This window comes from Mesorhizobium humile (genome assembly GCF_033977215.1).
Lineage (GTDB): Bacteria > Pseudomonadota > Alphaproteobacteria > Rhizobiales > Rhizobiaceae > Mesorhizobium > Mesorhizobium humile.
In genome coordinates this window covers 482,409-509,406 of sequence record NZ_JAVIIV010000001.1, presented here as the reverse complement: position 1 = coordinate 509,406, position 26,998 = coordinate 482,409, and the positions used below count along the sequence as shown (strand labels likewise).

Here is a 26,998-nt window from a genome sequence, read left to right as displayed (position 1 = left end):
CTGTTTGTACAGGGAGGACTATTCGATGCCGAGGTCCTTGCGCACCTTCTGGTAGTCGTCGCGCTTGGCCAGCGCGCCGGCGGTCAGCGTCAGCTTCGCCGGCTCCTTGTTGTTGGCGATCCAGTCATACATGTTCAGCGCCGTCTCGTAGCCATGGCGCTTGGGCGAGATGATCACCGTGCCGACGAAACCGGTGGCGGTGGGCTTCTTGAACTCGTTGATCGCCGATTCCGCGCCGCCGATGCCGACGCCGATCATGCCGTCGGCCGGGATGCCGACGCTTTCGGACGCGCGGACGGCGCCGAGCACCGCCTCGTCATTGAGGCCGAAGGCGATCCACTTCTTGATGTCGGCATGGGCATTGAGCACCACGGTCGCGGCGTTGAGCGCGGCTTCGGTGTCGGTCTTGGCCTGCGGCGCGTCGAAGATGTTCTCGGCCTTGAAGCCGGCGGCCTTCAGCACCGAAATCGCGCCTTCGACGCGGTCGACGGCGGTCGGCAACTGGTCGTAGGAGACGCGGATCGCGCCGACCTCGTCCATCTTCCAGCCGCGCGCCTTCATCTGGTCGATGATGGCCTGACCAACGGCCTCGCCGATCTTGGTGGCGGAGATGCCCATATGCGGCACGTCTTCCAGCGGCTTGCCGTCGGCGCCGACGAGGCGGTCGTCCACCGTCATCAGCTTCAGATTGTTGGCGGCCGCCTTGGCGACGATGCCCGGGCCGAGCTTCACATCCGGGGTGCAGACGACGAAACCTTGCGCGCCCTGGGCGCCGAGATTGTCGATCGCCGACATCAGCTTCTCGCCGTCCTCGGCGCCGATCTTGACGAGGGTGAAGCCCTTTTCCTTGGCAGCCTGGTCCGCGAATTTCCATTCGTCCTGGAACCAGGGTTCCTCGGGCTGTTTGACGATGAAGCCGATCTTGGTGTCCTGCGCATAGGCAGACGCGATTGTCGTGGCCGACAAGACGGCGAGAGCGCCCGCGACGAGCGCGGTTTTCAAAAGTCGCATGTTTACCTCCCAGTGAACGGCCGGGCGCCGAGCCCGGGTTTCCCGTCTCTAATCAATTTCATCATACACGTCAATTGATCTGGTATGATAAATGATTTAAATAGTCAGATCAGTAGCGCTGGCGCAAATGATCGGTATCCGCTAAGGCCGGGCCGGGCGCGCGCAACCAGGGTTCGCTGCCTTGGAGGAGGGGCTGAGGTGAACGAGACACCGAAGAAGGCTGACGAGGCGACGGATGCGCGCGAGACGGCGCGCCGCCCGCGCGTCATGCCGGATGTGACGAAGGCGCTGGCCTCCGACATCTTCTCGGGCCGCTATCCGGCCGGTTCGTCACTGCCGACCGAGAACGACCTCGGCGTCGAATACGGCGTCAGCCGCACCGTGATCCGCGAAGCGCTGAAAGTGCTGGCGGCCAAGGGCCTCGTGCTTTCCAGGCCGCGCATCGGCACGGTGGTCTGCGACCAGGACAACTGGAACATCATCGATCCGCAAGTGCTTGCCTGGCATGCGCCGCACGCCCTGGACGACAAGCTGTTCGACGCGATCCTCGAAACCCGCCGCGCCATCGAGCCGCTGGTCGCCGAGCTCGCCGCCGCGCGCGCGACGCTGCAGGAGATCGCCGACCTGGAGGCGGCCTGGCGCGGCATGGCCGGCGCCGGCGAGGACCCCGTCGCCTTCTCGCGCAGCGACATCGCCTTCCACCAGATCCTCTATGCCGCCAGCCACAACCCGATCTTCCGGCAGATCGGCAACCTGATCGACACCGGGCTGAAATTCTCGCTGGAAGCGACGGCGACCATTTCGCTCGACCGGCGCATGGAAGCGGTGGCGGCGCACCGCGAAGTGGTGGAGGCGCTGCGCATGCGCGACGCCGAAGCAGCTCGCGGCGCGGCAAACAGAATTCTCGACCTGGCGGCGCGCGACCTCGTCAGCGCCAAGAAACTCAAGAACAACTGAGACAAGTTTTGCCCGCATGAAAATCACCGCCTTGACCACCTACATCGTTCCGCCGCGCTGGCTCTTCCTCAAGGTCGAGACCGATGCCGGCATCAGCGGCTGGGGCGAGCCTGTGGTCGAAGGCAAGGCGCTGACGGTCGAAGCGGCGGTCAAGGAACTGGCCGATTATCTGATCGGCAAGGATCCGCGCCTGATCGAGGATCATTGGACGGTGATGCATCGCGGCGGCTTCTATCGCGGCGGGCCGATCCTTATGAGCGCGATCGCCGGCATCGACCAGGCGCTGTGGGACATCAAGGGCAAGGCGCTCGGCGTTCCGGTGCATGAACTGCTCGGCGGCAAGCTGCGCGAGACGATCAAGGTCTATTCCTGGATCGGTGGCGACCGGCCGGCGGAAGTGGCGGCCGGCGCCAGGGACGTGGTGGCGCGCGGCTTCCAGGCGCTCAAGATGAACGGTACCGAGGAACTGCAGATCGTCGACAGCCATGACAGGATCGATGCCGCGGTCGAGCGGGTTGCCATGGTGCGCGAGGCGGTGGGCCCCAATATCGGCATCGCCGTCGATTTCCACGGCCGCGTGCACCGGCCGATGGCGCGTATGCTGGTCAAGGAACTGGAGCCATACCGGCTGATGTTCATCGAGGAGCCGGTGCTGAGCGAGAACCGCGAGGCGCTGAAGGAGATCGCCGCGCTCGGCTCGACGCCGATCGCGCTCGGCGAACGGCTCTACAGCCGCTGGGACTTCAAATCTGTGTTCGAGGAGGCGGTCGTCGACATCATCCAGCCCGATCTGTCGCATGCCGGCGGCATCACCGAATGCCGCAAGATCGCGGCGATGGCGGAAGCCTATGACGTGGCGGTGGCGCCGCATTGTCCGCTGGGACCCATCGCGCTTGCCGCATGCCTGCAGCTCGACGCCGTGAGCTACAACTGCTTCATCCAGGAGCAGAGCCTGGGCATCCATTACAATGCCGGCAACGACCTGCTCGACTACGCCGCCAACAAGGACGTGTTCCGCTATGAGGACGGCTATGTCGCCATTCCCGACGGTCCGGGCCTGGGGGTCGAGATTGACGAAGACTATGTGAAGGAGCGTGCCAAGGAAGGGCATCGCTGGCGCAACCCGGTCTGGCGCCACAAGGACGGCTCGTTCGCCGAGTGGTAAGCCGGCAAATTATTTCGCACTCGATTGCCTATAACGTCGCCGGCAAAGGTCCGATGGCGGCGAGACCGGCTTCGGTCAGCGCGTAGACACCGCGCTCGGCCCTGGCGAACCAGCCGTAGTAATTATGCAAAAGAATGCTGGCGGCGCGCGGCGAAAGGGTCTTGAGGTCGCGCGGCCGCTTCGGACCGTCGGCCATGGCGGCGGCGCAGGCCAGCGCCTCCTGGCGGTAAGCGGTCATGATCGGCTTCTTGCGCGTGCTGCCGCCGATGGACGGATCGCCCTTGCGGCGGTGATGCTCCTCGACCAGGCGCGAGCGCCGCCTGGGATCGCGGCGCGGCGGCAAGGCGGCGGGACTGAGCAGCAATTCCACCTCGCCCTTCTTGCCGACGCCCAATAGGCCGAAACCTAGACGACGGCAGAGCGCGCGGAAGCGGCGGTCGTGCTCCCGGCCCTTGCCGCGCGCCGACATCAGAGCGGCCAGCCAGACCTCGTCACAGGCCGCCGCACGGTCGACGGCTTGCAGGACGAGCTCGAGGTTGAATTGCAGCTTGAGCTCGCAGATGACGACGACATCCGGCTCACCGGTGCGCACGCCGACCACGTCGCAGCCGCCGATCTCGCCCTTGACGGCGAAATCCATGCTCTCGAGGAACCGCTTCACCGGCTCGTAGAGGGAAGTTTCCTGCATGGGCGATGCATAGCCGATTCGCGGCGGTCCGGTCGCGCGACAGCATGCCGTCGCGGGGATCAATGTCAGGCGCGATGCAGATAATCCTCGATCGATTGCGGCTTCATCTCGATCGAGAACCCGGGCGCCCTAGGCGGCATGTAGGCGGCGTCGCGGATCACGCAGGGCTCCAAAAAATGCTCGTGCAGATGGTCGACATATTCGATGACGCGACCGTCCTTGCTGCCTGACACCGCGACGTAGTCGATCATCGACAGATGCTGGACATATTCGCAAAGGCCGACGCCGCCGGCATGCGGCCAGACCGGCAGACCGAACTTGGCGGCGATCAGCAGCACCGCCAGGACCTCGTTCAGCCCACCCATGCGGCAGGAATCGATCTGCACGACGTCGATCGCGCCGCCGGCGATGAACTGCTTGAACATGATGCGGTTCTGGCACATCTCGCCGGTCGCGACCTTGATCGGCGCCACGGCCTTTCGGATCTTGGCATGGCCGGCGACGTCGTCCGGGCTGGTCGGCTCCTCGATGAAGAAGGGCTTGGCGAAGGCGAGGTCCGTGAGCCAGTCGATCGCCTGGTCGACCTCCCAGACCTGGTTGGCGTCGATCATCAGATAGCGGTCCGGGCCGATGACCTCGCGGGCGATCCTGAGACGCCGGACGTCGTCTTCGCGGTCGCGGCCAACCTTCAGCTTGATGTGGTTGAATCCATCGTCGATCGCCTCCTGGCAAAGACGCCGGAGCTTGTCGTCGGGATAGCCGAGCCAGCCGGCCGAGGTGGTGTAGCAGGCATAGCCCTCGCGCTCGAGTATGGCGATGCGCTCGGCCTTGCCAGCCTCGGCCTTCTTCAGGATCGCCAGCGCTTCGGCCGGTGTGATGGCGTCGGTGAGGTAGCGGAAATCGACGATGCGCACGATCTCTTCGGGGCTCATCTCGGCGACCAGGCGCCAGACCGGCTTGCCGGCTTCCTTGGCCCACAGGTCCCAGACCGCGTTGACTACGGCGCCGACCGCAAGATGCATGGCGCCCTTGTCCGGGCCGATCCAGCGCAACTGGCTGTCGCCGGTCACATGGTGCCAGAAACGGCCGGGATCCTCTTTCACCCAGTCGAGATCGAGCCCGACGACGAGGTGGCGCAGCGCTTCGATCGCGGCGCAGCAGATCTCGTTGCCACGGCCGATGGTGAAGGTGAGGCCATGGCCTTTCAGCGACGGGACATCGGTGTCGAGGATGACGTAGGCGGCCGAATAGTCCGGGTCCGGATTCATCGCGTCGGAGCCGTCGAGGCTTTGCGATGTCGGGAAGCGCAGGTCGAAGGTTCTGAGGTCCGTGATTTTCGTCATTGCTGCCTCTTAGCTGGCCTGCCTCGTAACGCAACTGGCGGCCGAAACGGCCTCAGATCGACCAGCCGCCGTCGATGTTATAGGCCTGCCCGGTCGTGTAGGTGGCGCCGGCCAGATAGACGGCGAGATCTGCGATCTCCTCCGGCGTGCCGATCCTGCCCATCGGCTGGCGGGCGATGAAAGCCGCGCGGGCCGCCTCATAGTCGCCCTGCGCCTGCATGCGGCCGTGAAGCGAGGGGCTCTCGACGGTGCCCGGGCAGATGGCGTTGCAGCGTATGCCCTTGGCGACATAGTCGGCGGCGATCGATTTGGTCAGGCCGATCACGGCCGCCTTGGTCACGCCGTAGGCGAAGCGGTTCGGCACGCCCTTCGGGGCGCCCGCCACCGACGCCATGTTGATGATCGAGCCGTCGCCGCGCTCCAGCATGCCGGGCAGCACGGCGCGGATGGTGCGGATCATGGCGCGTACATTGAGATTGAAGGCAAAGTCGAGGTCCTCGTCCTTCATCTCCAGGATCGAGCCGGCATGGACAAAGCCGGCGCAGTTGAACAGCGCGTCGACCCGGCCGATCTCGGCGAAGGCGGATTTCACCGCCTCGTCGTTCAGCACGTCGAGTTTTCGCGCCGCAATCCCGGGCGTCTTGCCAAGTTCGGCCAGGGCTGCCTCGTTGATGTCGGTGGCGTGGACGATGGCGCCGGCCTTTGCGAAAGCCAGGGCGCTTGCCCGTCCGATGCCCTGCGCGGCCGCCGTGACGACCACGACCTTGCCTGTGATATCAGCCATGTTCTTGTCTCCGTCTTTCAGCCGGGCCGTCGCTCGACGATGTAGATGTGATCCGCCGCCAGCACGACCTCGTCGCGCTGGTTCAAGACCTCGACGCGCTCGATGACGCGCCCGGCGTTTGGCCGTTTCGGGTCGTCCTCCTTGGCAGCGATCGTGGTGCGCGTGCGGATCGTGTCGCCGATGAAGACCGGCTTGATGAAGCGCAGCCTATCGTAGCCATAGGAGAAGGCGACGGGGTTGATCACGCTCGCGGTCAGCCCGACGCCGACCGAGAACACCAGCGTGCCATGCGCGATGCGCTGGCCGAAGGGCGTCGTCTTCATGAACTCGGCGTCCATGTGATGCGGAAAGAAATCGCCGGTATGGCCGGCATGGACGATGAAATCGGTCTCGGTGATGGTGCGGCCGCTGGTGAGGCGGGATGAACCGATCAGGTAGTCCTCGAAATAGGTGGTCTGTTCCATATCCCGCCTTATGGCTTTGCCGCCAGCGGCGTTGCCGGCGCCGCGCTCGATTTATAGGCGGCCTCGACCAGCGCCATGGTGTGCCAGGCGTCCTCGACGGAGCTGACAAGCTCGGCGTCTTCACCGGAAGCGAAGCGCTGGACATTGGCCATGCGGCCGACGAAGGCATCGGGGAACCATTCGCCGGCGAGCGGCACGCTGACCCAGTCCGATCCACCCTTGGGATGGATCTCCAGGATATCCGGCTCGCCGCGCGGATAGTCGAGGTTGAGGCCGAGCTTGACATAGGCAGCACCCTCGGTGCCGCAGATGCGGAACTCGCAGGCCTGGTAGCGGCGCCCGAATTTGTGGTCGTGGTTGATCGACAGCCCGCAGCGCACCGTGTCGCCATAGTCGAGGATGGCGCTGGTGCGGGTCTGCGCGACCTTGTGGTTGGGATGGCCGAGCGTCCTGGCGTGCACGCCCAGCGGATTGCCGAGAAGCTCGCGGATCAGGTCGAGATAATGGATCGAATGCATGGCGATCTCGACGCGCGGCGCCTTGAGCAGGAATTCCCAAAGCTGCCACGGTGTGTCGAGCGCCAGAAGCGCGTCGAAGTCCACCACCTCGCCCAGCCAGCCCTTGGCGATCGCGTCCTTCAGCGCCAGCATCATCGGCGCGAAGCGGAGCTGGAAGTTCACGGCAGCCTTCAGTTGCTTGGCGCGGCAGATTTCGAGGATTTCGGTCGCCTCGCCGAGATAGTTGCCCATCGGCTTCTGGATCAGCGCCACCGCGCCATCGGGCAGTGCCCTCAACACGTCGGCATGGCGACCAGGCGGCGTCGCGAGATCGAAGATCGCGTCCTTCACCGCCGCCGCTTCCTCGACCGAACGGAACGCCGTCACGCCCCATTTGTCGGCAAGCTTCTCAGCCTTCGCCTGATCCGGATCGTAGAGGCCGGAAATCGGGAAGCCGCCCTTGCGGTAGGCGGGAAAATGCGCGTCGCCGACAATCGAGCCGGCGCCGAAGGTGACGATCGGGCGCGGCTTCGAGGGTTTTGGCCAGGACTGTGCCAACGATGCCGGATCGAAGGCATCAGTCATGATGGAAGACCTCGTCCATCGTCGCCCACCACTCGCCTTCCTTGCGCGTTTCCAGCGGCTCCTGGCAAGGCATGCAGACCGACCACCATTCCTGGGTCTTCGGGTCGGCGGCCATCTTGGCCATGTCGGCGGCGTAGTCGGTGCCGTCATATTCGAAATAGGAGAACAGGAGGTTCTCCGGCCGCTTCAGGTAGATCGAATAGTTCTTGATGTTGCAGGCCGAGATCATGGCGAGAACGTCCGGCCACACGGCTGCGTGGAGGCGGACATATTCCTCGACCTTCTCGGGCTTTAAGCCCAGCACCATTCCCATGCGCTGCATATCCGCCTCCCTATTTCACGATCGCCGTGGTGAATTCGGCGATGCTTCTTGCCTTCACGGCGTCCCAGTCCCAGTCGATGCCGATGCCAGGTTCGCTAGGCGCCAGCGCATGACCATTCTCGATGCGCATTTTGGCGCCCGTCAACTCATCGAGTTGCGGGATGTATTCAACATATTTGCCGTTCTGGATAGCGCAGGTGAGGCTGACATGCAGTTCCATCAGGAAATGTGGGCAGACCGGCATGTCGAAGGCCTCCGCCGCATGGGCGACTTTCAGCCAGGGCGTGATGCCGCCGATGCGGCCGACATCAACCTGGACGATGTTGCAGCCGCCTTTCTGCATGTATTCGCGAAAGTGCCTGATGGAATAGAGCGACTCGCCGACGGCGATCGGCGTGGCAGTCGAATTCGACAGCCGCACATGGCCGTCGATGTCATCGGCCGGCAGCGGCTCCTCGATCCAGGCGAGGTCGAGCTCACGCAGCCGCTCGGCGCGGCGGATCGCCTCGTCGACGGAAAAGCCCTGGTTGCAGTCGGTCATGATCTCGTAGCCGTCGCCGACCGCGTTGCGCACGGCCGACAGCCGGGCGACGTCCTCGGAACCGTGCGGCTTGCCGATCTTGACCTTCGAGCCGGTGAAACCCTTGGCCTTCGCGGCGAGCGCGTCGTCAACCAGCGCCTGCGTCTCTATATGCAGCCAGCCGCCTTCGGTGGTGTAGAGCGGGCAGCGGTCCTTGGCGCCGCCGGCGAGTTTCCAGAGCGGCAGGTTCTGCTTCCTGGCGCGCAGATCCCAAAGCGCCGTGTCGATCGCGGCCAGCGCGATCGCCGTGATGGCGCCGATGGTGGTGGCGTGGGTGGCGAATTCGAGATCATGCCAGATCGCCTCGATCTGGTCGGCGTCGCGGCCGATCAGGCGGGGCGCCAGATGATCGGCCAGAAGCCGCATCACGGACGAGCCGCCGGTGCCGATCGTATAACTATAGCCGGTGCCCGACGCGCCGTCGGAATCGGTGATGGTGACGATCGGCGTTTCCTGGCTGACGAAGCTTTGGATGGCGTCCGTGCGCTTCACCTTCGGCACGAGGTCGACCATGCGCAGTTCGATTTTCTCGATTTTTGCCATGCTCAGCTCCTCAGCGACTTGCCGGTTTCGGCGGAGAACAGATGCGCGCGGCTCAAGTCGAAGCTCATGCCGATCCTGTCGCCGGCCTTCAGCGGCTTCGGATTAAGCATGCGCGACACCCAGTCGGTGCCGTTGAACTCGGCGAAGACCAGCGTCTCGTTGCCGAGCGGCTCGGTGATGCTGACCGGCAGCTCGACGCGGTGGACTTCGGTCTCGCCGCCGGAGCTCAGGCCGTGGCCGGTCGGATAGAAATCATCGGGGCGGATGCCGAACACGACCTTGTCGCCGACCGATGTCCTCGACTTGAACTGTCCAGGCAAAGGCAGGCTGTCGCCGCCGTTGAAGACAAGTTTGCCGTCGCTCACCGTCGCCTCGTGCAGGTTCATCGGCGGCGAGCCGATGAAGCCTGCGACGAAGCGGGTTGCCGGCCGGCTGAACACCTCGTCCGGCGTGCCGACCTGTTCGATATAGCCTGAGCGCATGATGACGATACGGTCGGCGAGCGTCATCGCCTCGACCTGGTCGTGGGTGACGTAGATGACCGTCGACTTCACCTTGGCGTGCAGCTTCTTGATCTCGGTGCGCATCTGCGTGCGCAGCTTGGCGTCGAGATTGGACAGCGGCTCGTCGAACAGGAAGACATCGGGATCGCGCACGATGGCGCGGCCCATGGCGACGCGCTGGCGCTGGCCGCCGGAGAGCTGCGAGGGACGGCGCTCAAGCAGTTCGTCGAGACCGAGGATGGCGGAGGCTTCCGCCACGCGCCGGTCCATGTCGTCCTTTGCCGCGCCGGCGATCTTGAGCGAGAAGCCGAGATTCTCGCGCACCGTCATATGCGGGTAGAGCGCGTAGGACTGGAACACCATGGAGATGTTGCGCGAGCGCGGCGGCAGGTCGTTGACCATGCGCCCGCCAATATCGATCTCGCCGCCGCTGATATCCTCGAGACCGGCGATCATGCGCAAGGTCGTCGACTTGCCGCAGCCGGAGGGACCGACCAGCGCGATGAACTCGCGGTCGGCGATCTCGAGATCGATGCCATGCACGATTTGGGTGTTGCCGTAGCGCTTGGTGAGCTTTTTCAGCGAAACCGTTGCCATGAAGTCAACCTTTCACCGCGCCGGAGGTGAGACCGCCGACAAGGTGTTTCTGGACAATGTAGGTGAGGGTCAGCGCCGGGATGATCATCACCACGGCCAGCGCGCACATGCCGCGCCAGTCGATGGTGAATTCGGCCGTGTAGTCGAGCAGCCCGACGGGCAGCGTCTTGGAATTGACGGAGCGGGTCAGCTGCGAGGCCAAGGCGAACTCGTTCCAGCAGGTGAGAAAGGCAAAGATGCCGGCGGAGGCGATGCCGGGCCGGGCCAGCGGGAATTCGACCTGCCAGAAGGCCTGCCAGCGCGTGCAGCCGTCGATCTGCGCGGCCTCGGCGAGGTCCTTCGGCACCTGGCGGAAGAAACCGTCGATCAGCCAGATGGTGAAAGGGATGTTCAACGCCACATAGGCGAGGATCATGCCGAAATGCGTGTCGATGATGCCGAGCCGCGCATAGACGAAGAACAGCGGCAGCGACATGGCGATGCCGGGCACGGTGCGCGTCAGCATCAGGCCGAGGAACATGCCGGACTTGCCGCGGAAGCGGTAGCGCGCGAAGGCGTAGCCGCCGGCCATGCCGATGGCCAGCGCGATCACCGTCGAGGAGACCGAGATGATCAGCGAGTTGCGGAAATAGTCGAGCACAGGAATGCCGCCCTTGCCGATGCCGCTGAACATGGCGATGTAGGCGTCGAAGGACAATTCTTGCGGGATCCACACCGGCGGCTTGGCCATGATCTCGACCGTGGGCCTCAGCGACGACAGCACGATCCAGATGCCCGGCAGGCAGATCAGGAGCATGGCGAGGAACAAGCCGACGCGGTGCGCGACGGTCAGCGCGCGGCGCATCAGGCGGGCGGAGGCGTTCTCGTCCATCGTCACCACTCCGCGCCGATCTGCGCACGCGCCGCGGCGAGCTTGTTGTAGAAGTAGACGGTGAAGGCGATCGAGAGCAGGATCGAGAAATAGGCCATGGCGTTGGCGAGACCCATGCGCGCGTCGCTATAGGCAGTCCGCCCGATCAGCGTCCACAACAGCTCGGTGCGGCCGGCCGGGCCGCCATCAGTCATGATCTTGACGATGTCATAGGCGCGCGCCACGTCGAGCGAGCGGATCGTCATGGCGATGTAGGCAAAGGGCATGACGAACGGCCAGGTCACATAGCGGAAGGTCTGCCATGGCGTGCAGCCATCAACGCGCGCCGCCTCGATCGGCTCCTTGGGCATGGCGAGCAGCCCGGCCAGGATCAAGATGGCGAAGATCGAGGTCGACGACCAGATCTCGGCGATCGAGATGGCGATGAAGGCGAGATGGCTTTCGATCAGCCACGGGATGGCGTCCTGCGTGATGCCCAACGACTGCAGCGCATTGTTCACCAGGCCGATATTGTCGTTGAACATGAACTTGAACTGGAAACCGACCAGGATCGGCGAGAACATCATCGGAAACATCATCAGCGTGCGCAGGATGCGCTGGCCGCGCGTCGCCTTCTCGACCAGCATCGCCAGGCCGAGGCCGAGCAGCATTTCGAGGTTGAGCGCGACGGTGAGCAAAAGCACCGTCCGGCCGAAAGCGTACCAGAAGTCCGGGTTGCTCAGGATCGAGACGTAGTTCCTGAAGCCGATCAGCACGAAGAAGGTTTCGGGCCTGGTCAGGCGAAATGGCGTGAAGCTGGAATAGAGCGACAAAAGCAGCGGCACGAGCACTACCGCCGCCAACACGACGAAGGCCGGCAGCAGAAGCAGTATCGGCGCGGATGGCTTGAAGCCCTTCATCGGGACCCTGTGAGCGAAGTGAGATGACCAAGCCGCGGCCGAAACCGGGTAATGACATTTTGCGCAGGCTTGAGCGGCCGCCTCCCCGGTTTGCGGGGAGGCGGCCGCGGGGGGTGGAAGCTTAGAGCTTGCCGGCGTCCTGGAGGATCTGCGTTGCCTTGGCGGCAGCCTCATCGAGCGCCTGCTTCGACGTCTTGTCGCCGAGGATGGCGGCCTGCAGCTCAGGATAGACGGCGTTGGATATCTCGATCCATTCCGGCGTCTGCGGCACAGGGAAGGCGTTCTTGGCGGCTTCCTGGAAGGCCTGCAGCACTTCGGTCTTGTACGGATCGGACTTCGCCTGCTCGAGGTCCCACTCCCAAACCTTGGTGCGGGTGGGCAGCGGGCCGGCCGCGGCTTCCAGCTTCTGGCTGTCCTCATTGGTCAGCCACCAGACCAGGGAGGCGGCAGCTTCCTTGTTGGCGCAGTTCTCAGTCACCGAGAAGCCATGCGCGCCGGACCAGCCGGAACGCTTGCCGGACGAACCCTTGGGCTGGACCTTGACCCCGACATTGCCGGCGACCTTGGACGACTTCGGGTCGTTGAAGAAGCCGGCCCAGCCCGGCCAGTCGAGGTTGATCGCCACCGTGCCCGAAGCGAAGCCCTGGCCGAGATCGTCCCACAGATAATTGGTGGTGCCGGCCGGCACGGCCTTGGCCTTGTAGAGGTTGACGAACCAGTCGAGCGCCTTGACGCCGGCCTCGGAGTTGAAGGCGGGCTTGCCATCCTTGTCGAGATATTCGCCGCCGTCGGCGATCACCATCTCGTAGAAGCGGCCGTTGATCGCCTCTTCCTTGCCGGCATATTGCGTGCCGTAGAAATCGGGCGGGCTGGCGAAGAATTCGGCCTGCTGCGCCATCTCGTCGAACGTGTCCGGCGGCGCCAGCTCCTCGCCATATTTGTCCTTGTAGGCCTTCTTCTTGGCTTCGTCCTTATAAAGGCTCTTCTGGTAATAGAGCGCCGAGACGTCGAACTGGGCGCGTGGCAGCATCACCAGCTTGCCGTCCAGCGTGCCGGCGGCGACGTTGGCCGGGACGAAGGCATCGATCTCTTCCTTCGGCAACAGCTTGGCGAGATCGGTGTAGATGCCGGGATATTGCGGCGCGAACGAGGTGTGGTTGGAGCCGACGCACCAGGTGATCGAGTTGGAGGCGATGTCCGACTTGATCTCCTTGTCGAGATCGAAGTGGTTCTTCTTCGACAGGATGTTGACCTTGGCGCCGGTCAGCTTCTCCCACTCGGGAATGCGCTCGTAGAGTTTCTCATATTGCTGGCCGCCGATCAGCTTGGCGTCGATCGTCACGCCCGGATATTTGCCGGGCAGATCGGCCGCAAACGCCGTGCCGCTCAGCAGCAGGCCAGCCAGGCCGGCGGAAATGCCTAGAACCAGTCTCGTCATGTTCTCCTCCCAACAGCCTGCGGCGACGGCCCGCCGGATGCGCAGCCGATCGCTCAAGCTTCATTCATATGCAAATAGCATTTTCATTCCCGGGTCAAGCCGATTATGCTTTGAGCGAAATGAAGTTCATGCATATATGCAGATCGAAATTCACTGGAGGGGCAGGTGGCAGAGGAAGAAGATGGGGACCGCTACCGCGCGCCGGCGCTCGACAAGGGGCTGGATATCCTCGAACTGCTGTCGAGCGTGGATGGCGGGCTGACGCAGGCGGAGATCGCCAAGCGGCTCGACCGCAGCCCGAACGAATTCTACCGGATGCTCGACCGCCTGGTGCGGCGCGGCTATGTCACCAAGATCGACGGCGACCGTTATTCGCTGACGCTCAAGCTTTTCGGCCTCGCGCAACTGCACGCGCCGGTGCGCCGGCTGGTGTCCTACGCGACGCCGATCATGCGGGAACTGGCCGAAACATCATGGCAGGCCAACCAGTTGGTGGTGTTCGACCGCGGCGCCGCCGTGGTTATCGCGCAGCAGGAAGCGCCGCGTTACTGGGGCATCTCGATCCGCGTCGGCTCGCATATCAGCCTGTTCGACACCGGATCCGGCCATGTGCTGCTCGCCTTCCGCTCGCCCGAAGAGCGCAAGATGATGATCGCCGAGCATCTGCAGAGCACCGAACAGTTCGCCCTGACGCCGGAGTTCTTCGCCCGCCTCGACCAGGTGCGCGACCGCGGTTACGAGATGATGGCGTCGCTGCAGACCGCCGGTGTCTACAATCTTTCGACGCCGGTGCTGGGGCCGGACGGCAGAGCCATCGCGGCGTTGACCATCCCCTATATCACCCTCGTCAACGCGCCCACGGCGCCCGATATCACGCTGACGATTCGTCATTTGCAGGACGCCGCTGCGAGGCTCTCGCAGCTCGCCGGATCCGATGTGCCGCAATCGCAGTAATTTCTTATTTGAATAATGAATTTTTAGGCGAGATAGTGCCTTAGAGCGGGATGGGTTCAAAAGCAGCCGGCCATCCCGCTCTAAGGCTTTGTTTCTTGGAGCATGATCTTATCCGAAAAGTCTGCAACTTTTCGGGATCATTCTCCAGCGCAACGGGAGGAGACGCCGCCATGATCATCGACACGCATCTGCACCTCATCGACCAGAGCGCGCTTCGCTATCCGTGGCTGGCCGGTGTGCCGGCGCTGAACCGCGATTTCTCCTATGAGGAATATGCCGCCGACGCGCGGCGCTCAGGCATCGAAGCGGTGTTGCATATGGAGGTCGATGTCGACCCCGCCGACATCGCCGCCGAGACGGCTTATGTGAAGTCGGTCGCCGGTCGGGCAGGCAGCCTGCTTAGAGGCGCCATCGCCTCGTGCCGGCCCGAGGAGGCCGGTTTCGAGTCCTATCTGGAATCGGTCAAGGCCGAGCCCTTCGTCAAGGGTTTCCGCCGCGTGCTGCATGTCGTGCCCGACGATCTGTCGGAAGGGGCACTGTTTCGCCAGAACATCAAGCGGCTTGCCGGCACCGGCCTGACCTTCGACCTCGTGGTGCTGCCGCATCAGATCCCGAAGGCGATGGCGCTGGCCGACCTCGCGCCCGACGTCCAGTTCGTCCTCGACCATTGCGGCGTGCCCGACATCAAGGGCAATGCGGAGCATCCGTGGCGTGAGCATATGGAAGCCATCGCCAAGCGTCCGAATGTCGTCGGTAAAATCTCCGGCGTTGTCGCCTATACCGACCCGGCGACCTGGACGGTCGAGACGCTCAAGCCCTATGTCGAGCACGCGATCCAGTGTTTCGGCTGGGACCGGGTGATCTGGGGCAGCGACTGGCCGGTTTGCACGTTGGGCGGTGGGCTGACCACATGGGTTGCTGCTACCCATGCGCTGTTGGCCGGGGCAAGCGACTCAGAGCGGACCCGCCTGCTTTCGGGCAATGCGCGCCGGCTGTGGCGGCTGGTTTAACCGGCGGCGGCCGGCGCGAAACTTTCCTTGAACAGGCGATTGATGTCGGCGACGACGCTCCTTGCGTCCTGCCTGCCGGCAAGGCCTTCATTGATGCGGTCCGAAGCCCGCTGCTGGAACGCCATGTAGCCGTCGTGGCGCGGGCGGACCCAGGCGCCTTCGAGCGTCGCGCGTGTGTCGCGATAGAAGTCGCCCGTCGCGGCGTTGACGGCATCGTCCTCCCAGGCCGCGGCATGACCGGGCTGGCCGCCAGCGGCGGCGTAAGGCCCGCGCTGCACGTCGCCGCTGGCGATCCAATAGGCGAAGTCGATTGCCGCCTCGCGCGCGGCGGAAAAGGCGGAGACGGCAATGCCGGTGCCGCCGAGCGCCGAGCCGACCGGGCTGGTGCCGCCGGCGACAGGCATGTCGGCAAAGGCGAGGCGGTGCGGCCGGAAACCCGCCACCGCATAGGGAACATAGCCGTAGATCAGCGGCGCGCAGGCGATGCGGGAATTGGCTTCCGCCATCCTTTCGAACACCGCGATCGGGTCCATGGTCAGGCATGCGGGATCGACCAGCACCGCGATCTCGCGCAGCATCTCGAAGGCGGTTTCGCCAGTCTCGCCATCGACAAGGTCAGCCGACCCGTCGACCACGCAAGGCCGGCCGAGATCGGCGGCAAGGGTATAGAAGCACATCAGCGAATGCGGTGGCCGGAGCGGCAAGAGCACGCGGCCCTGCTCGGCAAGCGCCAGCACTTCGGTCCAGATCGCCGGCGCGGCTTCGATCAGATCGGGCCGCCAGGCCTGCACCTGGGTGGCGGCATCGATCGGGAAAGCCCATTGCCGACCCTGCCAGGTGTAGCTCGGATAGGACCGGCCGACGCTTGCCCGCGCGAGTGCATTGCGGTCCGCCTCGCGTCCCGGCACATCGAGCGGCGCCAGACATTTTTCGGCGGTGATCTGGCCGACATGCGGATGGTCGATGACGATCAGATCATAGGCGCGGGCGAGCTCTTCCACCGGGAAGGACTCGAAATCCTGCAGCGAGCGTTTTTCCCAGTCGATCGAGATGCCGGTCTTTTCCTTCCACAGCGCCGAGCACGCCACCATCGGGTCATAGCCGCGCGGATGGCTCCAGGTCATGCCTTTCAACCGGATCACAGGCCGAACTCCGCACGGATCCTGTCGCTATGCTCGCCGATGCGGGGGGCAGCGCGATCCACCCTGGCGCGCGCGCCGTCGACGCGCAGCGGCGTGCGGGTGGTGAGGATCGAGACGTTGTCCTCGCGCGTCACGGTCTGCAGCATGTCGAGCGTCTTGAAGCCGTCGCTTTGCATCAGTTCCGGCCAGGTCAGCACCTTGGCGCACCAGACATCGGCGGGTTCGAGAATGGCCAGCCATTCGTCGATGGTTTTCCCGGCTATACGCCCGGCGATGATCGCCTTGATCTCGTCGCGAGCGGTGAACCAGGTCGCGGGCTTGTCGCGGAACGGGTCGAGCTCAGGCAATTCGAGCAGGTCGGCGATCTTCGGGATCGGCGTCATGGCAATAGCCAGATAGCCGTCCTTGGCCGGATAGACGCCGTAAGGCGCCGAGAGATAGGCATGCGCGCTGCGGAAGGACGAGCGCTTCGGCAGGCGGCGACCGTCATTGAGATGCGTGGTCATCACCTCGAACTGGAAATCGACCAGCGCCTCGAGCAGGCTGGTCTCGACGTGACCGCCCTGACCGGTGATGCCGCGCCGCACCAGCTTGGCGAGGATGCCTTGGGCGCACGCCGCGCCCGCCAGCATGTCGGCGATGGCCAGGCCGAACGGCACCGGCCCCTGCCCTTCGTCGCCATTCAGCCACATCACGCCGGAACGAGCCTGGGCGAGCAGATCCTGCCCCGGGCGCTTGACCCAGGGACCGTCCTCGCCATAGCCGCTGATCGAGGCATAGACGAGCCGGGGGTTGATCGTTCTCACATGCTCATAGTCGAGGCCGAGCCGCTCGATCACGCCCGGCCTGAAGTTCTGGATGAGCACGTCGGCCTTGGCGATCAGCGCGCACAGCATGGCGAGGTCGGCCTCGTTCTTGAGGTCGACGGCCAGGCTCTCCTTGCCGCGGTTGATGGCGTGGAAAATTGTCGAATCGCCGCCGATCTCGGTGTCGCTGAGATAGAGCCGGCGCGACAGGTCGCCGCCGTCGGGCCGCTCGATCTTGATGACGCGAGCGCCGAGATCGAGCAGGCGCAGCGAACAATAGGGACCCGACAGGAACTGGCTCATGTCGACGACGACGAGGCCGGTCAGCGGAAGTTCGTTTTCAGCGGCCACGGTTCACTTCTCTGTCTTGCCGACGAAATCGGCCGGGTTCTTGTATTTCACCGTCTGCAGATGCTCGCAGTAGAGCACCAGCTCTCCTTCACCCTTGAAGACTTCATAGCTGGCGCGGATCAGGCCCATGTCCTGGTAGCGCGGCTTTTTGTCGAGGTTGGTGCGGATCGAGTAGATGGTGTCGCCGATGAAGACCGGCTTGATGAAGCGCAGTCTGTCGTAGCCATAGGAAAAGGCGTTGATGCAATTGGTGGCGACCAGCCCGAGCCCGGCCGAGAACACGAAGGCGCCGGCCACCAGCCGCCTGCCGAAGATACCTTCCTTCTCGGCGAACATCTGGTCCTGCACGTAAGGATGGATATCCAGCACCAGCGCATTGAACATATGGCTTTCGCCCTCGGCGATGGTGCGGCGGAGCGAGCGGATTTTGTGGCCGACCTGCCAGTCCTCGTAGAACCAGTTTTCCGAATTCCAGACAGGGATGTCGGCATGCGCCTCGGGCATGTCGGCCGGGTGCGTCGAGGCGACACCGACGGTCGGCGAGAATGCGCTCATGCCTCGCTCCGAGACGTTCCCGCGCGGCCTGCAAGGCGGTTCCGGCCAGGATGCCGGATGGCGAGATGCATGATCGCTTTCCTCCCGTCAATTTTCTTTTGTGAATAATATTTTCACATATGGGATTACCTTGCAAGCGACGATCGGCGAAATTTTTGACGGCCGGTGCAGGCGGAGGGGCCGCCGGCCCTGAGCAGGCAGTCGCGGACAAGCCTACAAATGCCTGCTCAGGGATTGTTGTTTTTCGCAGGTTCTCTTCGCAAACCCGTGGGACACTTTTGCGGAACCTGCCTGGGAGGAAGATCGATGCAAAGCGCCTGTCCTGTCTTTGTCGGCAGCCTCAACCGCGAGGCGCCCTATTTCCAGGGCGCGCGGGGCGTCGGCCTCGGCGTCTACGCTTTCGGCGAGGCGACGCTTGCCGTGCAAAAGCTTGCCGAGACCGACGAGGTCGACAACCCGACCTTCCTGTCGGTGACGCCATCGGGCAGGCATCTGTTTTCGGCCAACCAGAACGCCGACCGCATCTCGATCTTCGCCCGCGACGAGACGAGCGGCCGGCTGACCGGCACCGGCCGTGCCATCGAGATCGGAACGCCGATGTGCGTGCGGATCACGCGGGACCCGCTTCGATCTTAACAGCCAAGCTTGCTTACTGGCTGACCCGGGCGAACGAGCCTGTATAGGTCTGCCCCGCCAACGCATAGGTAACGTTGAGCGTTCCTGGCGACGGCATCGTGGCGGTGATGTCGGCGCCGTTCGGCAGGCGCCCGAGTTTCAACGTGTTGCCGGAAATCCTGCCTGAGCCGTCGGCGACGCCTGGCTTGTTGTCGGCCAGGTTGCCCCATGCGTAGCTGGCCGTCACCTGCCCGCCCGAGGACACGGTCAGGACCGCCAGCTTGCCGTCATACATGCCGTTGAGCTGCCCGGCCCATATGCCGGAGAACGCGGCGTATTTGGCCGGTACGCCCTTGCCGGGCGGAACAACCGCGACCGTTTGATCCAACGCCGCCGAATTCGACAAAGCCGGAGCTTGAGCAGCAATGGCGGCCGGAGCTGGTTGCGGGTCGGCAACAGGTTGCGAGTTAGCAACAGGCTGTGTGTCCGGAGTGGATTGGCAGGCAACAAGAGCGGCCGCGATGCAAAGCATCGGCAAGAGATTGTTTGGTCGCGCAAGCAATCCGGATCGAACCCATCCCCGCGCCAGTTTCCCATCCAGAACCGGAATTCTCATAAGCATCCCTCTGACAGGAAGCCCCTTAGCCTAGTTGCCGCTGCCGGCATAGGGATTTCCTCGGGCGCTATCGTTCGTACCCCAAGCGAACAATCAGGCGAGCAGGTCGTCGCCGCCAAACCCACCGGATTTCGAGACTATCGCGGTCCGCCCCAAGCGCCCGCGACAGCGCCGTTCTCCCCATCCACGGTGCTGTTTTGTCTCCGATCACCAAGACGCCAGCCCCGTTCGGCCGTCGTTCATCCGCCCTATGGAGCCCGAGCTTGTCGAACAGCCGCCGAAGGGTGGTGAATGGGGCCATGAGGTCAAGTTCGACGGCTACCGGACCCAAGTCATCAAGGACGCTGACGGCATTACCAAGAACGGCTTCGACTGCCATGGACAACGCTCGTAATAGAGCACAAGGTGTCAACATATTAGCATCTCCGCATTTATTGACGCCGTCTCCCCGCTGAAAGAGGGATAAAATGATGTCCTCGTGGCTTGCAAAATCCGGTGGGGCTTTGGCCCTTCTCGAAATGTGCCTGTTGGATGCACATGCCTTCGATCAAAACTCCATCGCTTTGCTCAAGACCAACAAATCGTGCCCAGACTGCGATTTGTCCGAGGCACTGTTGGAGAATGTTTATCTGCCGGGAGCAATCCTGACGAATGCAAACCTGACGGACGCCCACTTGAAGGGAGCGAACCTTGGCTTTGTGAATTTCAAGGGCGCAAGGCTGACAGGTGCCGATCTGTCCGGAGTTGTCCTGACAAACGCACTCTTTTCCGATGCCGACCTGTCCGACGCAAATCTGTCGAATGCCTCGCTGCACGGCGCGGACCTCACGGGAGCGAACCTGACAGGCGCCAATCTTCGCGAGGCCCACCTCGAATTTGTGAAATTCAAGGGCGCCAACCTCAATAAAGCCGACCTTACCGGCGGGATGAACGCAGACGCAACTTTGTTGGCCGAGGCGAAACTTTGCGCCACAATTATGCCTGATGGCCACAAGGACAACAGCGGTTGTTAACCGAATTGCCTTGCGATCTCGGAAGGCCCAAGACGCCGAAGGGCCCGGTCTCAAATTAGCGCGGTCGCGCGTACGACAAGGATTGGCCCATCACCTGAGGGTCGCCCGGGAAACGTCGGCGATGTGATTGGCTGCGCTTTCCAGATCGGCTGCGATGTCATGACGGATCATGCCGCACTACCTGACACGGAAGAGAGCCTATGAGGCTTCCAACAACTCCCAAGCCCCACGAACGGGAAACCCTTTGGCGTACCTAGCTTCCCTTAGCGGCGGCCTCGATCTGCTTCGCAATGAAGCTGCGGAACCTTTCATCTGACATGTCAGCTATGTTCCCAACGCTTTCCGCCACCACACCTGGCGCAGACACCGAGACCTCTCCACTTACCGCAACGCTGATAGTGAACGTCCTACCGGCGGGGGCCTGCACCTCTGCGTTCCGGTAAATTTGAAACCGCACGGTTGGCGCTAACGCTTCGTCTTGGCGGAGCGGCTCTGTGTCTACGTCGACCGTTACGTCTTCTGCTACCTCGGCCTTCGCCGCCTCCAGCGCAGCAACCGCAACGTCGTTTAGCCAAGCCCTGGCCTGTGCGCCAAAGTCCACTGGAGCAATTTGCTCTTTCGCAGGGGCGCTTTGACGACCGTCCGCTTGCTTGCCCCGTTCAAGGGCTTCTGTGAATTTCGACATCTAAGCGCCTCCGATTGGTCAACAACGAGCCGGCACTAGGGTGGCCATGGCTCCTCCAATCGATACAACGCCTACAAGCGGCGGACGTTGCGCGGTGGGAACAGAACCGCAACTTCCCGGCCCATAGGGCACAGGAGCCGGCCTACTCTCCCAAAGGGGTCAGAAGTAAGGATCAGGGGGTCATTTCTGACCCTTCTAAGTATTTGATTTTATTAACATAGAGGACTGTTTGGTGGAGCCAATCGGAATCGAACCGACGACCTCTTGAATGCCATTCAAGCGCTCTCCCAACTGAGCTATGGCCCCACTCCCGGCAGTCGGCCGGCGCCGTTTCCGGCGAAGAGATCCGGCGCGGTTGGGAACCGCGCCGTCGTTTAGTGCTGGCGGCTTCTAGCGCCGCCTTCGGTCAAGATCAAGCCTTCAAAGACCGCTTTTTCGTCACAGGCCAAAATGGCCGGCAAACGAAATCAGACCTCGTCATCGTCGTCGCCGACGCCGATCATATCGGCGACGTCGTCGTCCTCTTCTTCTTCGTCGGCAAGGAAGGTGTCGTCCTCATCGTCGCCGAGATCGACATCCTCTTCATCATCGCCAAGATCGGGAAGATCGTCGCCGCCGCCCTTGGCCTCGTCGTCGGCCTCCTCGAGCGAGACGACTTCGGCACCGTCCTCTTCCTCGGCGTCTACTTCCTTCTCGGCGACTTCCTCATCCTCCTCGAGGGCGGAAATCTTGCCCTCGTCGAAATAGGAGCGCGGATAGCTCTTGCCGGTATAGGGCGAGACGATCGGATCCTTGTTGAGATCGTAGAATTTCCGACCCGTTTCGGGGTCGACACGCTTGGTGCCAAGTTCAGCTTTTGCCACAGCAGGCCTCGTCAATAAAAGAGTGGACCCCATAACCGCAGTTTTGAGCGCTGTCAAAGCCAAAAGCCGGCATTGCAAAATGCTCGTATTCGAAGGCCTCGCACAAGGGGATGACCATTGCAACGCACCGTGATACGAGACCGCCGCACCATGACGAACCGAGCCGGCCAGCCGGCATTTCATTTGGAAGACAAGGATGTCTCACTCCGCCGCCGCAAAGCCAGCCACGGCCCGCAAATCCCCTGCCCTTGCCGGCACCGCGCGCGTGCCGGGCGACAAATCGATCTCGCACCGCTCCTTCATGTTCGGCGGCCTTGCCTCCGGCGAAACCCGCATCACCGGCCTGCTCGAGGGCGAGGACGTGATGCGCACGGGCGCCGCCATGAAGGCGATGGGCGCGCATATCGAAAAGAACGGCGCCGAATGGGTGATCCGCGGCACCGGCAACGGCGCGTTGCTGCAGCCCGAAGGTCCGCTCGACTTCGGCAATGCCGGCACCGGCTCGCGCCTCACCATGGGCCTCGTCGGCACCTATGACATGGAGACGACCTTCATCGGCGATGCCTCGCTTTCCGGCCGGCCGATGGGCCGCGTGCTCGACCCGCTGCGCCAGATGGGCGTGCAGGTGCTGAAGGCAGCACCTGGCGACCGCATGCCGATCACGCTGCACGGCCCGAAGCATGCCGCGCCGATCACCTATCGCGTGCCGATGGCGTCGGCCCAAGTGAAGTCGGCGGTGCTGCTTGCCGGCCTCAACACGCCGGGCATCACGACGGTGATCGAACCGGTGATGACGCGCGACCATACCGAAAAGATGCTGAAAGGTTTTGGCGCCAATTTGACCGTCGAGACCGACGAGCGCGGCGTGCGCCATATCTTCATCGAAGGCCAGGGCAAGCTCACCGGGCAGACGATCGCCGTGCCGGGCGATCCTTCCTCGGCCGGCTTCCCGCTGGTGGCGGCGCTGATCGTGCCGGGCTCGGACATCTTGATCGAGAATGTGCTGATGAACCCGACCCGCACCGGGCTGCTCCTGACGCTGCAGGAAATGGGCGGGCGCATCGACATCCTCAACCCGCGCAATGCCGGCGGCGAGGACGTGGCGGACCTGCGCGTGCGCTCGTCGGAACTGAAAGGCGTGGTGGTGCCGCCCGAGCGCGCGCCGTCGATGATTGACGAATATCCGGTGCTGGCGGTGGCGGCGAGCTTCGCCGAGGGCGAGACGCTGATGCAGGGGCTGGAGGAATTGCGCGTCAAGGAATCCGACCGGCTCTCAGCGGTGGCCAATGGGCTGAAGCTCAACGGCGTCGATTGCACCGAGGGCGAGGCTTCGCTCGCCGTGCGCGGCAGACCCGGCGGCAAGGGCCTGGGTGCGCATCCGAACGGTCAGGACACGGTGGTGAAGACGCATCTCGACCACCGCATCGCCATGAGTTTCCTGGTGATGGGGCTGGCGACGGAGAAGCCGGTGACCATCGACGACGCCAACATGATCACGACAAGCTTTCCGGAGTTCATGGGATTGATGACGGGGCTGGGCGCGGAGATCGAGTAGGGGCGATGGGTCGAAGCCAAACTGAGACGCTGGCGGGACAGCGCGAAGGATCACGGCCCTCGTCTTGTTCCTTGCGCCCTCTGTTCAGGCCGACCAGCCAATGACCCACACCTTCACGATCGCCATCGACGGCCCTGCCGGTGCGGGCAAAGGCACCCTGGCCCGCCGGCTCGCCGACCATTACCGGCTGAACCTTCTCGACACCGGCCTCACCTATCGCGCGGTGGCGCACAAGCTGCTGGAACTCGGCCTGCCGCTCGACAATGTCTCGGCGGCCGAAACCGCAGCGCGGCAGGTGAACCTGTCGACCCTCGACCGCACGGTGCTGTCGGCGCATGCGGTGGGCGAGGCGGCCTCCAAGGTCGCGGTCATACCCACTGTGCGGCGTATCCTGGTGGAGAAGCAGCGGGCCTTCGCCAAGGCGCCGCCGGGCGCGGTGCTCGACGGCCGCGACATCGGCACGGTCGTGTGCCCCGATGCCGACATCAAGCTCTATGTCACGGCAAGCGCGGCGGTGCGGGCGCAACGCCGGCTGGCCGAGATCGAGAGCATGGGCGGCAGCGCCGATTTCGCGACGATCCTTGCCGATATCGAGCGTCGCGACGAGCGCGACATGGGCCGCGCCGACTCGCCCTTGAAGCCGGCAGCGGACGCGCACTTGCTTGATACCAGCGAAATGGCTATAGAAGCCGCGTTTCTGGCGGCGATGGCCATCGTTGACGAGGTCCTCACCAAGAGAAACAAGGCCTGATCAGGTTTTTCGGTTGCCGTCGGCGGCGAAAATACCCATATCGGGCACGAACCAGCCTGCCAGCATTCTTCATGCGCCGGACTTGCCGCCTGAACAGCGGCCAAGGGCTTTCAGCCCGGAACGCCGGCAGGCTCACGCAACGCTAACCCACGGCGCCCGCTCCGCCAGCGCGCGGAGCATTCCAGGAGAAACAATGTCAGTTGCTAATCCGTCTCGCGACGATTTCGCGAGCATGCTCGAAGAATCATTCACCGCCGGCCATTCCGGCGAGGGCCAGGTTGTCCGGGGCACGATCACCGCGATCGAAAAGGACATGGCCATCATCGATGTCGGCCTCAAGGTCGAAGGCCGCGTGCCGCTGAAGGAATTCGGCGCCAAGGGCAAAGAGTCCTCCCTCAAGGTCGGCGACACCGTCGAGGTCTATGTCGAGCGCATCGAGAACGCGCTTGGCGAAGCCATGCTGTCGCGCGAGAAGGCTCGCCGCGAGGAGAGCTGGGTGCGCCTCGAAGAGAAGTTCACCAAGGGTGAGCGCGTCGAAGGCGTCATCTTCAACCAGGTCAAGGGCGGCTTCACCGTCGACCTCGACGGCGCCGTGGCGTTCCTGCCGCGCAGCCAGGTCGATATCCGCCCGATCCGCGACGTCACCCCGCTGATGCACAACCCGCAGCCCTTCGAGATCCTCAAGATGGATCGCCGTCGCGGCAACATCGTGGTGTCGCGCCGCACCGTGCTCGAGGAGAGCCGCGCCGAACAGCGTTCGGAAATCGTGCAGAACCTCGAGGAAGGCCAGGTGGTCGAAGGCGTGGTCAAGAACATCACCGATTACGGTGCGTTCGTCGACCTCGGCGGCATCGACGGCCTGCTGCATGTCACCGACATGGCATGGCGTCGTGTCAACCATCCGACCGAGATCCTCAACATCGGCCAGACGGTCAAGGTGCAGATCATCCGCATCAACCAGGAAACCCACCGCATATCGCTCGGCATGAAGCAGCTCGAGTCGGATCCGTGGTCGGACATCGGCACCAAGTTCCCGATCGGCAAGAAGATCAAGGGCACCGTCACCAACATCACCGACTACGGCGCGTTCGTCGAGCTGGAGCCGGGCATCGAAGGCCTCATCCACGTTTCGGAAATGTCGTGGACGAAGAAGAACGTGCACCCCGGCAAGATCCTGTCGACGACGCAGGAAGTCGACGTGGTGGTGCTCGAGGTCGATCCGGCCAAGCGCCGCATCTCGCTCGGCCTCAAGCAGACGCTGGAAAACCCGTGGCAGGCTTTTGCCTCGAGCCATCCGGTCGGCAGCCAGGTCGAGGGCGAGGTCAAGAACAAGACCGAGTTCGGCCTGTTCATCGGCCTGGACGGCGACGTGGACGGCATGGTCCACCTTTCCGACCTCGACTGGACCCGTCCGGGCGAGCAGGTCATCGAAGAGTACAATCGCGGCGACATGGTCAAGGCGCAGGTGCTCGACGTCGACATCGAGAAGGAGCGCATCTCGCTCGGCATCAAGCAGCTGGCCCGTGACTCGGTCGGCGAAGCGGCCAACAGCGGCGAACTGCGCAAGAACGCCGTCGTCACCTGCGAGGTCATCGGCGTGAAGGATGGCGGTCTGGACGTGCGGCTGGTCGACAGCGGCATCGAGACCTTCATCAAGCGTTCCGATCTTTCGCGCGACCGCGACGAGCAGCGCCCCGAGCGCTTCACCGTCGGCCAGAAGGTCGACGCCCGCGTCATCGCCTTCGACAAGAAGACCCGCAAGCTGCAGGTCTCGATCAAGGCGCTGGAAATCGCCGAGGAGAAGGAAGCGGTCGCCCAGTACGGCTCGACCGACTCCGGCGCCTCGCTGGGCGATATCCTGGGCGCGGCGCTGAAGAAGCAGGGCAACTAGAGCATTCCAGGAAAACCGCTACGCGGTTTTCCGTCCGGAATTGCGTAAGCCCTTGCCGTCGAATAACAAAACCCCGCCGGATCGCTCCGGCGGGGTTTTTCTTTGTCGGATATCCGTGCGGTCAGGCGCGGCCGTAGAGCGGGACCAGCGTGCCGCTCATGGCCTGGTTTGCGGGCGAGGCCAGGTAAGCGATCGCTTCCGCCGCGGCTTCGAGGCTGACCCATTTGGCGAAATCGGCGTCGGGCATATCGGCGCGGTTGGCAGGCGTGTCGAGCGTCGAGGGCGCCACGGCGTTGACCAGGATGCCCTTGTGCTTCAACTCCTCGGCCATGGCCACCGTCATCGCCGCGACCGCCGCCTTGCTCGCGGCATAGGCGACCATGCCGGAGCCGCGCCTCGGCTCCAGCCCGGCGCGCGCGGTGACATTGACGATACGGCCGGCCGTATTGGACGACAACATCGAGCGCACAGCGGCGCGGCTGCACAGGAAGGCTGTGCGGGCGTTGGTGTCCATCATCTCGGCGAAGGAGGCCGACTCGATCTTTTCGACCGGCGCCATGGTGAAGCCGCCGGCAAGGTGGATAGAGGCCCAGAGCTCCGGGACCTGATGGTAGAAGGCTTCGACCTTGGCCGAATCCGACAGGTCGACATTATGCGCCAGATGCACGCTGGCGTGGGCTGCGTAAGGAAAATGCGGCGGGGCCGCCGCGTGGGCATTGGGCACGTGGCAGATCGCGCCTTGCTCCAGCAATCTGCCGACAACCGCGCCGCCGAGCGCCCCAGTGCCGCCCGTCACCACGACATGCCTGCCATTCAGCGTTTCCGTCATACTTCGACCGCTCCTGTCACTTTTTATGATTTCTTTTGGTTATGCCGCCCCAGATTGGAACGTCGCGCCTTTCGCGTCGTCACTCAATTGAAATATCGACATGGCAGGCGCCGCG

General features: G+C 63.7%; 28 protein-coding genes and 1 tRNA gene. 9 read left to right on the top strand and 20 right to left on the bottom strand.

What is annotated here, in order from left to right; translation table 11 throughout:
- Positions 1–18: 18 nt before the first annotated feature.
- On the bottom strand, positions 19–1,011 hold the full coding sequence (locus tag RFM52_RS02425) for an arabinose ABC transporter substrate-binding protein (protein ID WP_320294248.1): 993 nt from the start codon (positions 1,009–1,011) through the stop codon (positions 19–21).
- Positions 1,012–1,278: 267 nt separating this feature from the next.
- On the opposite strand from RFM52_RS02425, the gene RFM52_RS02420 reads away from it, so the two are divergent.
- Together RFM52_RS02420 and dgoD are read left to right on the top strand one after the other, a co-directional pair.
- Positions 1,279–1,968, top strand: coding sequence for a FadR/GntR family transcriptional regulator (locus RFM52_RS02420; RefSeq protein ID WP_320294468.1), 690 nt, complete (start codon positions 1,279–1,281; stop codon positions 1,966–1,968).
- A 16-nt stretch (positions 1,969–1,984) separates the two neighbouring features.
- Positions 1,985–3,133, top strand: a complete 1,149-nt coding sequence (dgoD, locus tag RFM52_RS02415; RefSeq protein ID WP_320294247.1) for a galactonate dehydratase — start codon at positions 1,985–1,987, stop codon at positions 3,131–3,133.
- Positions 3,134–3,161: 28 nt separating this feature from the next.
- Here the strand turns inward: dgoD and RFM52_RS02410 are convergent, their stop codons facing one another.
- From RFM52_RS02410 to RFM52_RS02360, 11 genes are all read right to left on the bottom strand, one after another.
- Positions 3,162–3,821, bottom strand: a complete 660-nt coding sequence (locus RFM52_RS02410; protein ID WP_320294246.1) for a DUF2161 domain-containing phosphodiesterase — start codon at positions 3,819–3,821, stop codon at positions 3,162–3,164.
- A 65-nt stretch (positions 3,822–3,886) separates the two neighbouring features.
- A complete protein-coding gene (locus RFM52_RS02405; RefSeq protein ID WP_320294245.1) occupies positions 3,887–5,164 on the bottom strand; it encodes an L-fuconate dehydratase in 1,278 nt (425 codons plus the stop codon).
- Positions 5,165–5,216: 52 nt separating this feature from the next.
- On the bottom strand, positions 5,217–5,948 hold the full coding sequence (locus RFM52_RS02400) for an SDR family oxidoreductase (protein ID WP_320294244.1): 732 nt from the start codon (positions 5,946–5,948) through the stop codon (positions 5,217–5,219).
- Positions 5,949–5,965: 17 nt separating this feature from the next.
- Entirely contained in the window at positions 5,966–6,412 is a 447-nt protein-coding gene (locus RFM52_RS02395) for a MaoC/PaaZ C-terminal domain-containing protein (RefSeq protein ID WP_320294243.1), read from the bottom strand.
- A gap of 8 nt (positions 6,413–6,420) precedes the next feature.
- Positions 6,421–7,494 (bottom strand): Gfo/Idh/MocA family protein, encoded by a 1,074-nt coding sequence (locus tag RFM52_RS02390; protein ID WP_320294242.1) that lies wholly within the window; start codon positions 7,492–7,494, stop codon positions 6,421–6,423.
- Positions 7,487–7,816: an L-rhamnose mutarotase gene (locus tag RFM52_RS02385; RefSeq protein ID WP_320294241.1), complete on the bottom strand. Its 330-nt coding sequence runs from the start codon at positions 7,814–7,816 to the stop codon at positions 7,487–7,489. The genes RFM52_RS02390 and RFM52_RS02385 overlap by 8 nt, the downstream gene beginning before the upstream one ends.
- A 10-nt stretch (positions 7,817–7,826) precedes the next feature.
- The gene (locus RFM52_RS02380) at positions 7,827–8,939 is read right to left on the bottom strand and encodes a mandelate racemase/muconate lactonizing enzyme family protein (RefSeq protein ID WP_320294240.1); all 1,113 of its coding nucleotides are present in this window, start codon (positions 8,937–8,939) and stop codon (positions 7,827–7,829) included.
- Between the two features lie 2 nt (positions 8,940–8,941).
- Positions 8,942–10,039, bottom strand: a complete 1,098-nt coding sequence (locus tag RFM52_RS02375) for an ABC transporter ATP-binding protein (RefSeq protein WP_320294239.1) — start codon at positions 10,037–10,039, stop codon at positions 8,942–8,944.
- Between the two features lie 4 nt (positions 10,040–10,043).
- On the bottom strand, positions 10,044–10,910 hold the full coding sequence (locus tag RFM52_RS02370; RefSeq protein ID WP_320294238.1) for a carbohydrate ABC transporter permease: 867 nt from the start codon (positions 10,908–10,910) through the stop codon (positions 10,044–10,046).
- A gap of 2 nt (positions 10,911–10,912) precedes the next feature.
- Positions 10,913–11,809 carry a carbohydrate ABC transporter permease gene (locus RFM52_RS02365; protein ID WP_320294237.1) on the bottom strand — a complete coding sequence of 299 codons (897 nt, stop codon included), beginning with the start codon at positions 11,807–11,809 and terminating at the stop codon, positions 10,913–10,915.
- Between the two features lie 121 nt (positions 11,810–11,930).
- A complete protein-coding gene (locus RFM52_RS02360; protein WP_320294236.1) occupies positions 11,931–13,247 on the bottom strand; it encodes an ABC transporter substrate-binding protein in 1,317 nt (438 codons plus the stop codon).
- A gap of 165 nt (positions 13,248–13,412) precedes the next feature.
- On the opposite strand from RFM52_RS02360, the gene RFM52_RS02355 reads away from it, so the two are divergent.
- The gene (locus RFM52_RS02355) at positions 13,413–14,201 is read left to right on the top strand and encodes an IclR family transcriptional regulator (protein ID WP_320294235.1); all 789 of its coding nucleotides are present in this window, start codon (positions 13,413–13,415) and stop codon (positions 14,199–14,201) included.
- A gap of 170 nt (positions 14,202–14,371) precedes the next feature.
- Positions 14,372–15,211 carry an amidohydrolase family protein gene (locus RFM52_RS02350; protein ID WP_320294234.1) on the top strand — a complete coding sequence of 280 codons (840 nt, stop codon included), beginning with the start codon at positions 14,372–14,374 and terminating at the stop codon, positions 15,209–15,211.
- Here RFM52_RS02350 and RFM52_RS02345 read toward each other — a convergent pair.
- The 3 genes from RFM52_RS02345 to RFM52_RS02335 are packed head-to-tail and all read right to left on the bottom strand — an operon-like array spanning position 15,208 to position 18,065.
- The gene (locus RFM52_RS02345; RefSeq protein ID WP_320294467.1) at positions 15,208–16,335 is read right to left on the bottom strand and encodes an extracellular solute-binding protein; all 1,128 of its coding nucleotides are present in this window, start codon (positions 16,333–16,335) and stop codon (positions 15,208–15,210) included. The two genes, RFM52_RS02350 and RFM52_RS02345, sit on opposite strands and share 4 nt — an antisense overlap.
- A gap of 14 nt (positions 16,336–16,349) precedes the next feature.
- The gene (locus RFM52_RS02340; RefSeq protein ID WP_320294233.1) at positions 16,350–17,510 is read right to left on the bottom strand and encodes a CaiB/BaiF CoA transferase family protein; all 1,161 of its coding nucleotides are present in this window, start codon (positions 17,508–17,510) and stop codon (positions 16,350–16,352) included.
- Between the two features lie 3 nt (positions 17,511–17,513).
- The gene (locus RFM52_RS02335; protein ID WP_320294232.1) at positions 17,514–18,065 is read right to left on the bottom strand and encodes a MaoC family dehydratase; all 552 of its coding nucleotides are present in this window, start codon (positions 18,063–18,065) and stop codon (positions 17,514–17,516) included.
- Between the two features lie 306 nt (positions 18,066–18,371).
- Between RFM52_RS02335 and RFM52_RS02330 the strand changes: the two genes are divergently transcribed.
- Positions 18,372–18,701: a beta-propeller fold lactonase family protein gene (locus tag RFM52_RS02330; RefSeq protein WP_320294231.1), complete on the top strand. Its 330-nt coding sequence runs from the start codon at positions 18,372–18,374 to the stop codon at positions 18,699–18,701.
- 13 nt (positions 18,702–18,714) lie between these two features.
- Here RFM52_RS02330 and RFM52_RS02325 read toward each other — a convergent pair whose 3' ends face one another.
- On the bottom strand, positions 18,715–19,068 hold the full coding sequence (locus RFM52_RS02325) for a hypothetical protein (RefSeq protein ID WP_320294230.1): 354 nt from the start codon (positions 19,066–19,068) through the stop codon (positions 18,715–18,717).
- Between the two features lie 698 nt (positions 19,069–19,766).
- Between RFM52_RS02325 and RFM52_RS02315 the strand changes: the two genes are divergently transcribed.
- Positions 19,767–20,309 carry a pentapeptide repeat-containing protein gene (locus tag RFM52_RS02315; protein WP_320327829.1) on the top strand — a complete coding sequence of 181 codons (543 nt, stop codon included), beginning with the start codon at positions 19,767–19,769 and terminating at the stop codon, positions 20,307–20,309.
- Positions 20,310–20,562: 253 nt separating this feature from the next.
- Here the strand turns inward: RFM52_RS02315 and RFM52_RS02310 are convergent, their stop codons facing one another.
- The 3 genes from RFM52_RS02310 to RFM52_RS02300 form a co-directional block, all read right to left on the bottom strand.
- The gene (locus tag RFM52_RS02310; RefSeq protein WP_320294228.1) at positions 20,563–20,994 is read right to left on the bottom strand and encodes a hypothetical protein; all 432 of its coding nucleotides are present in this window, start codon (positions 20,992–20,994) and stop codon (positions 20,563–20,565) included.
- Between the two features lie 230 nt (positions 20,995–21,224).
- A tRNA-Ala gene (locus tag RFM52_RS02305) sits at positions 21,225–21,300 on the bottom strand.
- Positions 21,301–21,461: 161 nt separating this feature from the next.
- Positions 21,462–21,857 (bottom strand): TIGR02300 family protein, encoded by a 396-nt coding sequence (locus RFM52_RS02300; protein WP_320294227.1) that lies wholly within the window; start codon positions 21,855–21,857, stop codon positions 21,462–21,464.
- A 196-nt stretch (positions 21,858–22,053) separates the two neighbouring features.
- On the opposite strand from RFM52_RS02300, the gene aroA reads away from it, so the two are divergent.
- From aroA to rpsA, 3 genes are all read left to right on the top strand, one after another.
- Positions 22,054–23,412, top strand: a complete 1,359-nt coding sequence (gene aroA / locus RFM52_RS02295; RefSeq protein WP_320294226.1) for a 3-phosphoshikimate 1-carboxyvinyltransferase — start codon at positions 22,054–22,056, stop codon at positions 23,410–23,412.
- Between the two features lie 100 nt (positions 23,413–23,512).
- The gene (cmk, locus tag RFM52_RS02290) at positions 23,513–24,163 is read left to right on the top strand and encodes a (d)CMP kinase (protein ID WP_320294225.1); all 651 of its coding nucleotides are present in this window, start codon (positions 23,513–23,515) and stop codon (positions 24,161–24,163) included.
- Positions 24,164–24,356: 193 nt separating this feature from the next.
- Complete coding sequence (gene rpsA / locus RFM52_RS02285; RefSeq protein WP_320294224.1) at positions 24,357–26,054, top strand: 30S ribosomal protein S1; 1,698 nt, start codon at positions 24,357–24,359, stop codon at positions 26,052–26,054.
- 121 nt (positions 26,055–26,175) lie between these two features.
- Here rpsA and RFM52_RS02280 read toward each other — a convergent pair whose 3' ends face one another.
- Positions 26,176–26,883 carry an SDR family NAD(P)-dependent oxidoreductase gene (locus tag RFM52_RS02280; protein ID WP_320294223.1) on the bottom strand — a complete coding sequence of 236 codons (708 nt, stop codon included), beginning with the start codon at positions 26,881–26,883 and terminating at the stop codon, positions 26,176–26,178.
- Between the last annotated feature and the right edge of the window lie 115 nt (positions 26,884–26,998).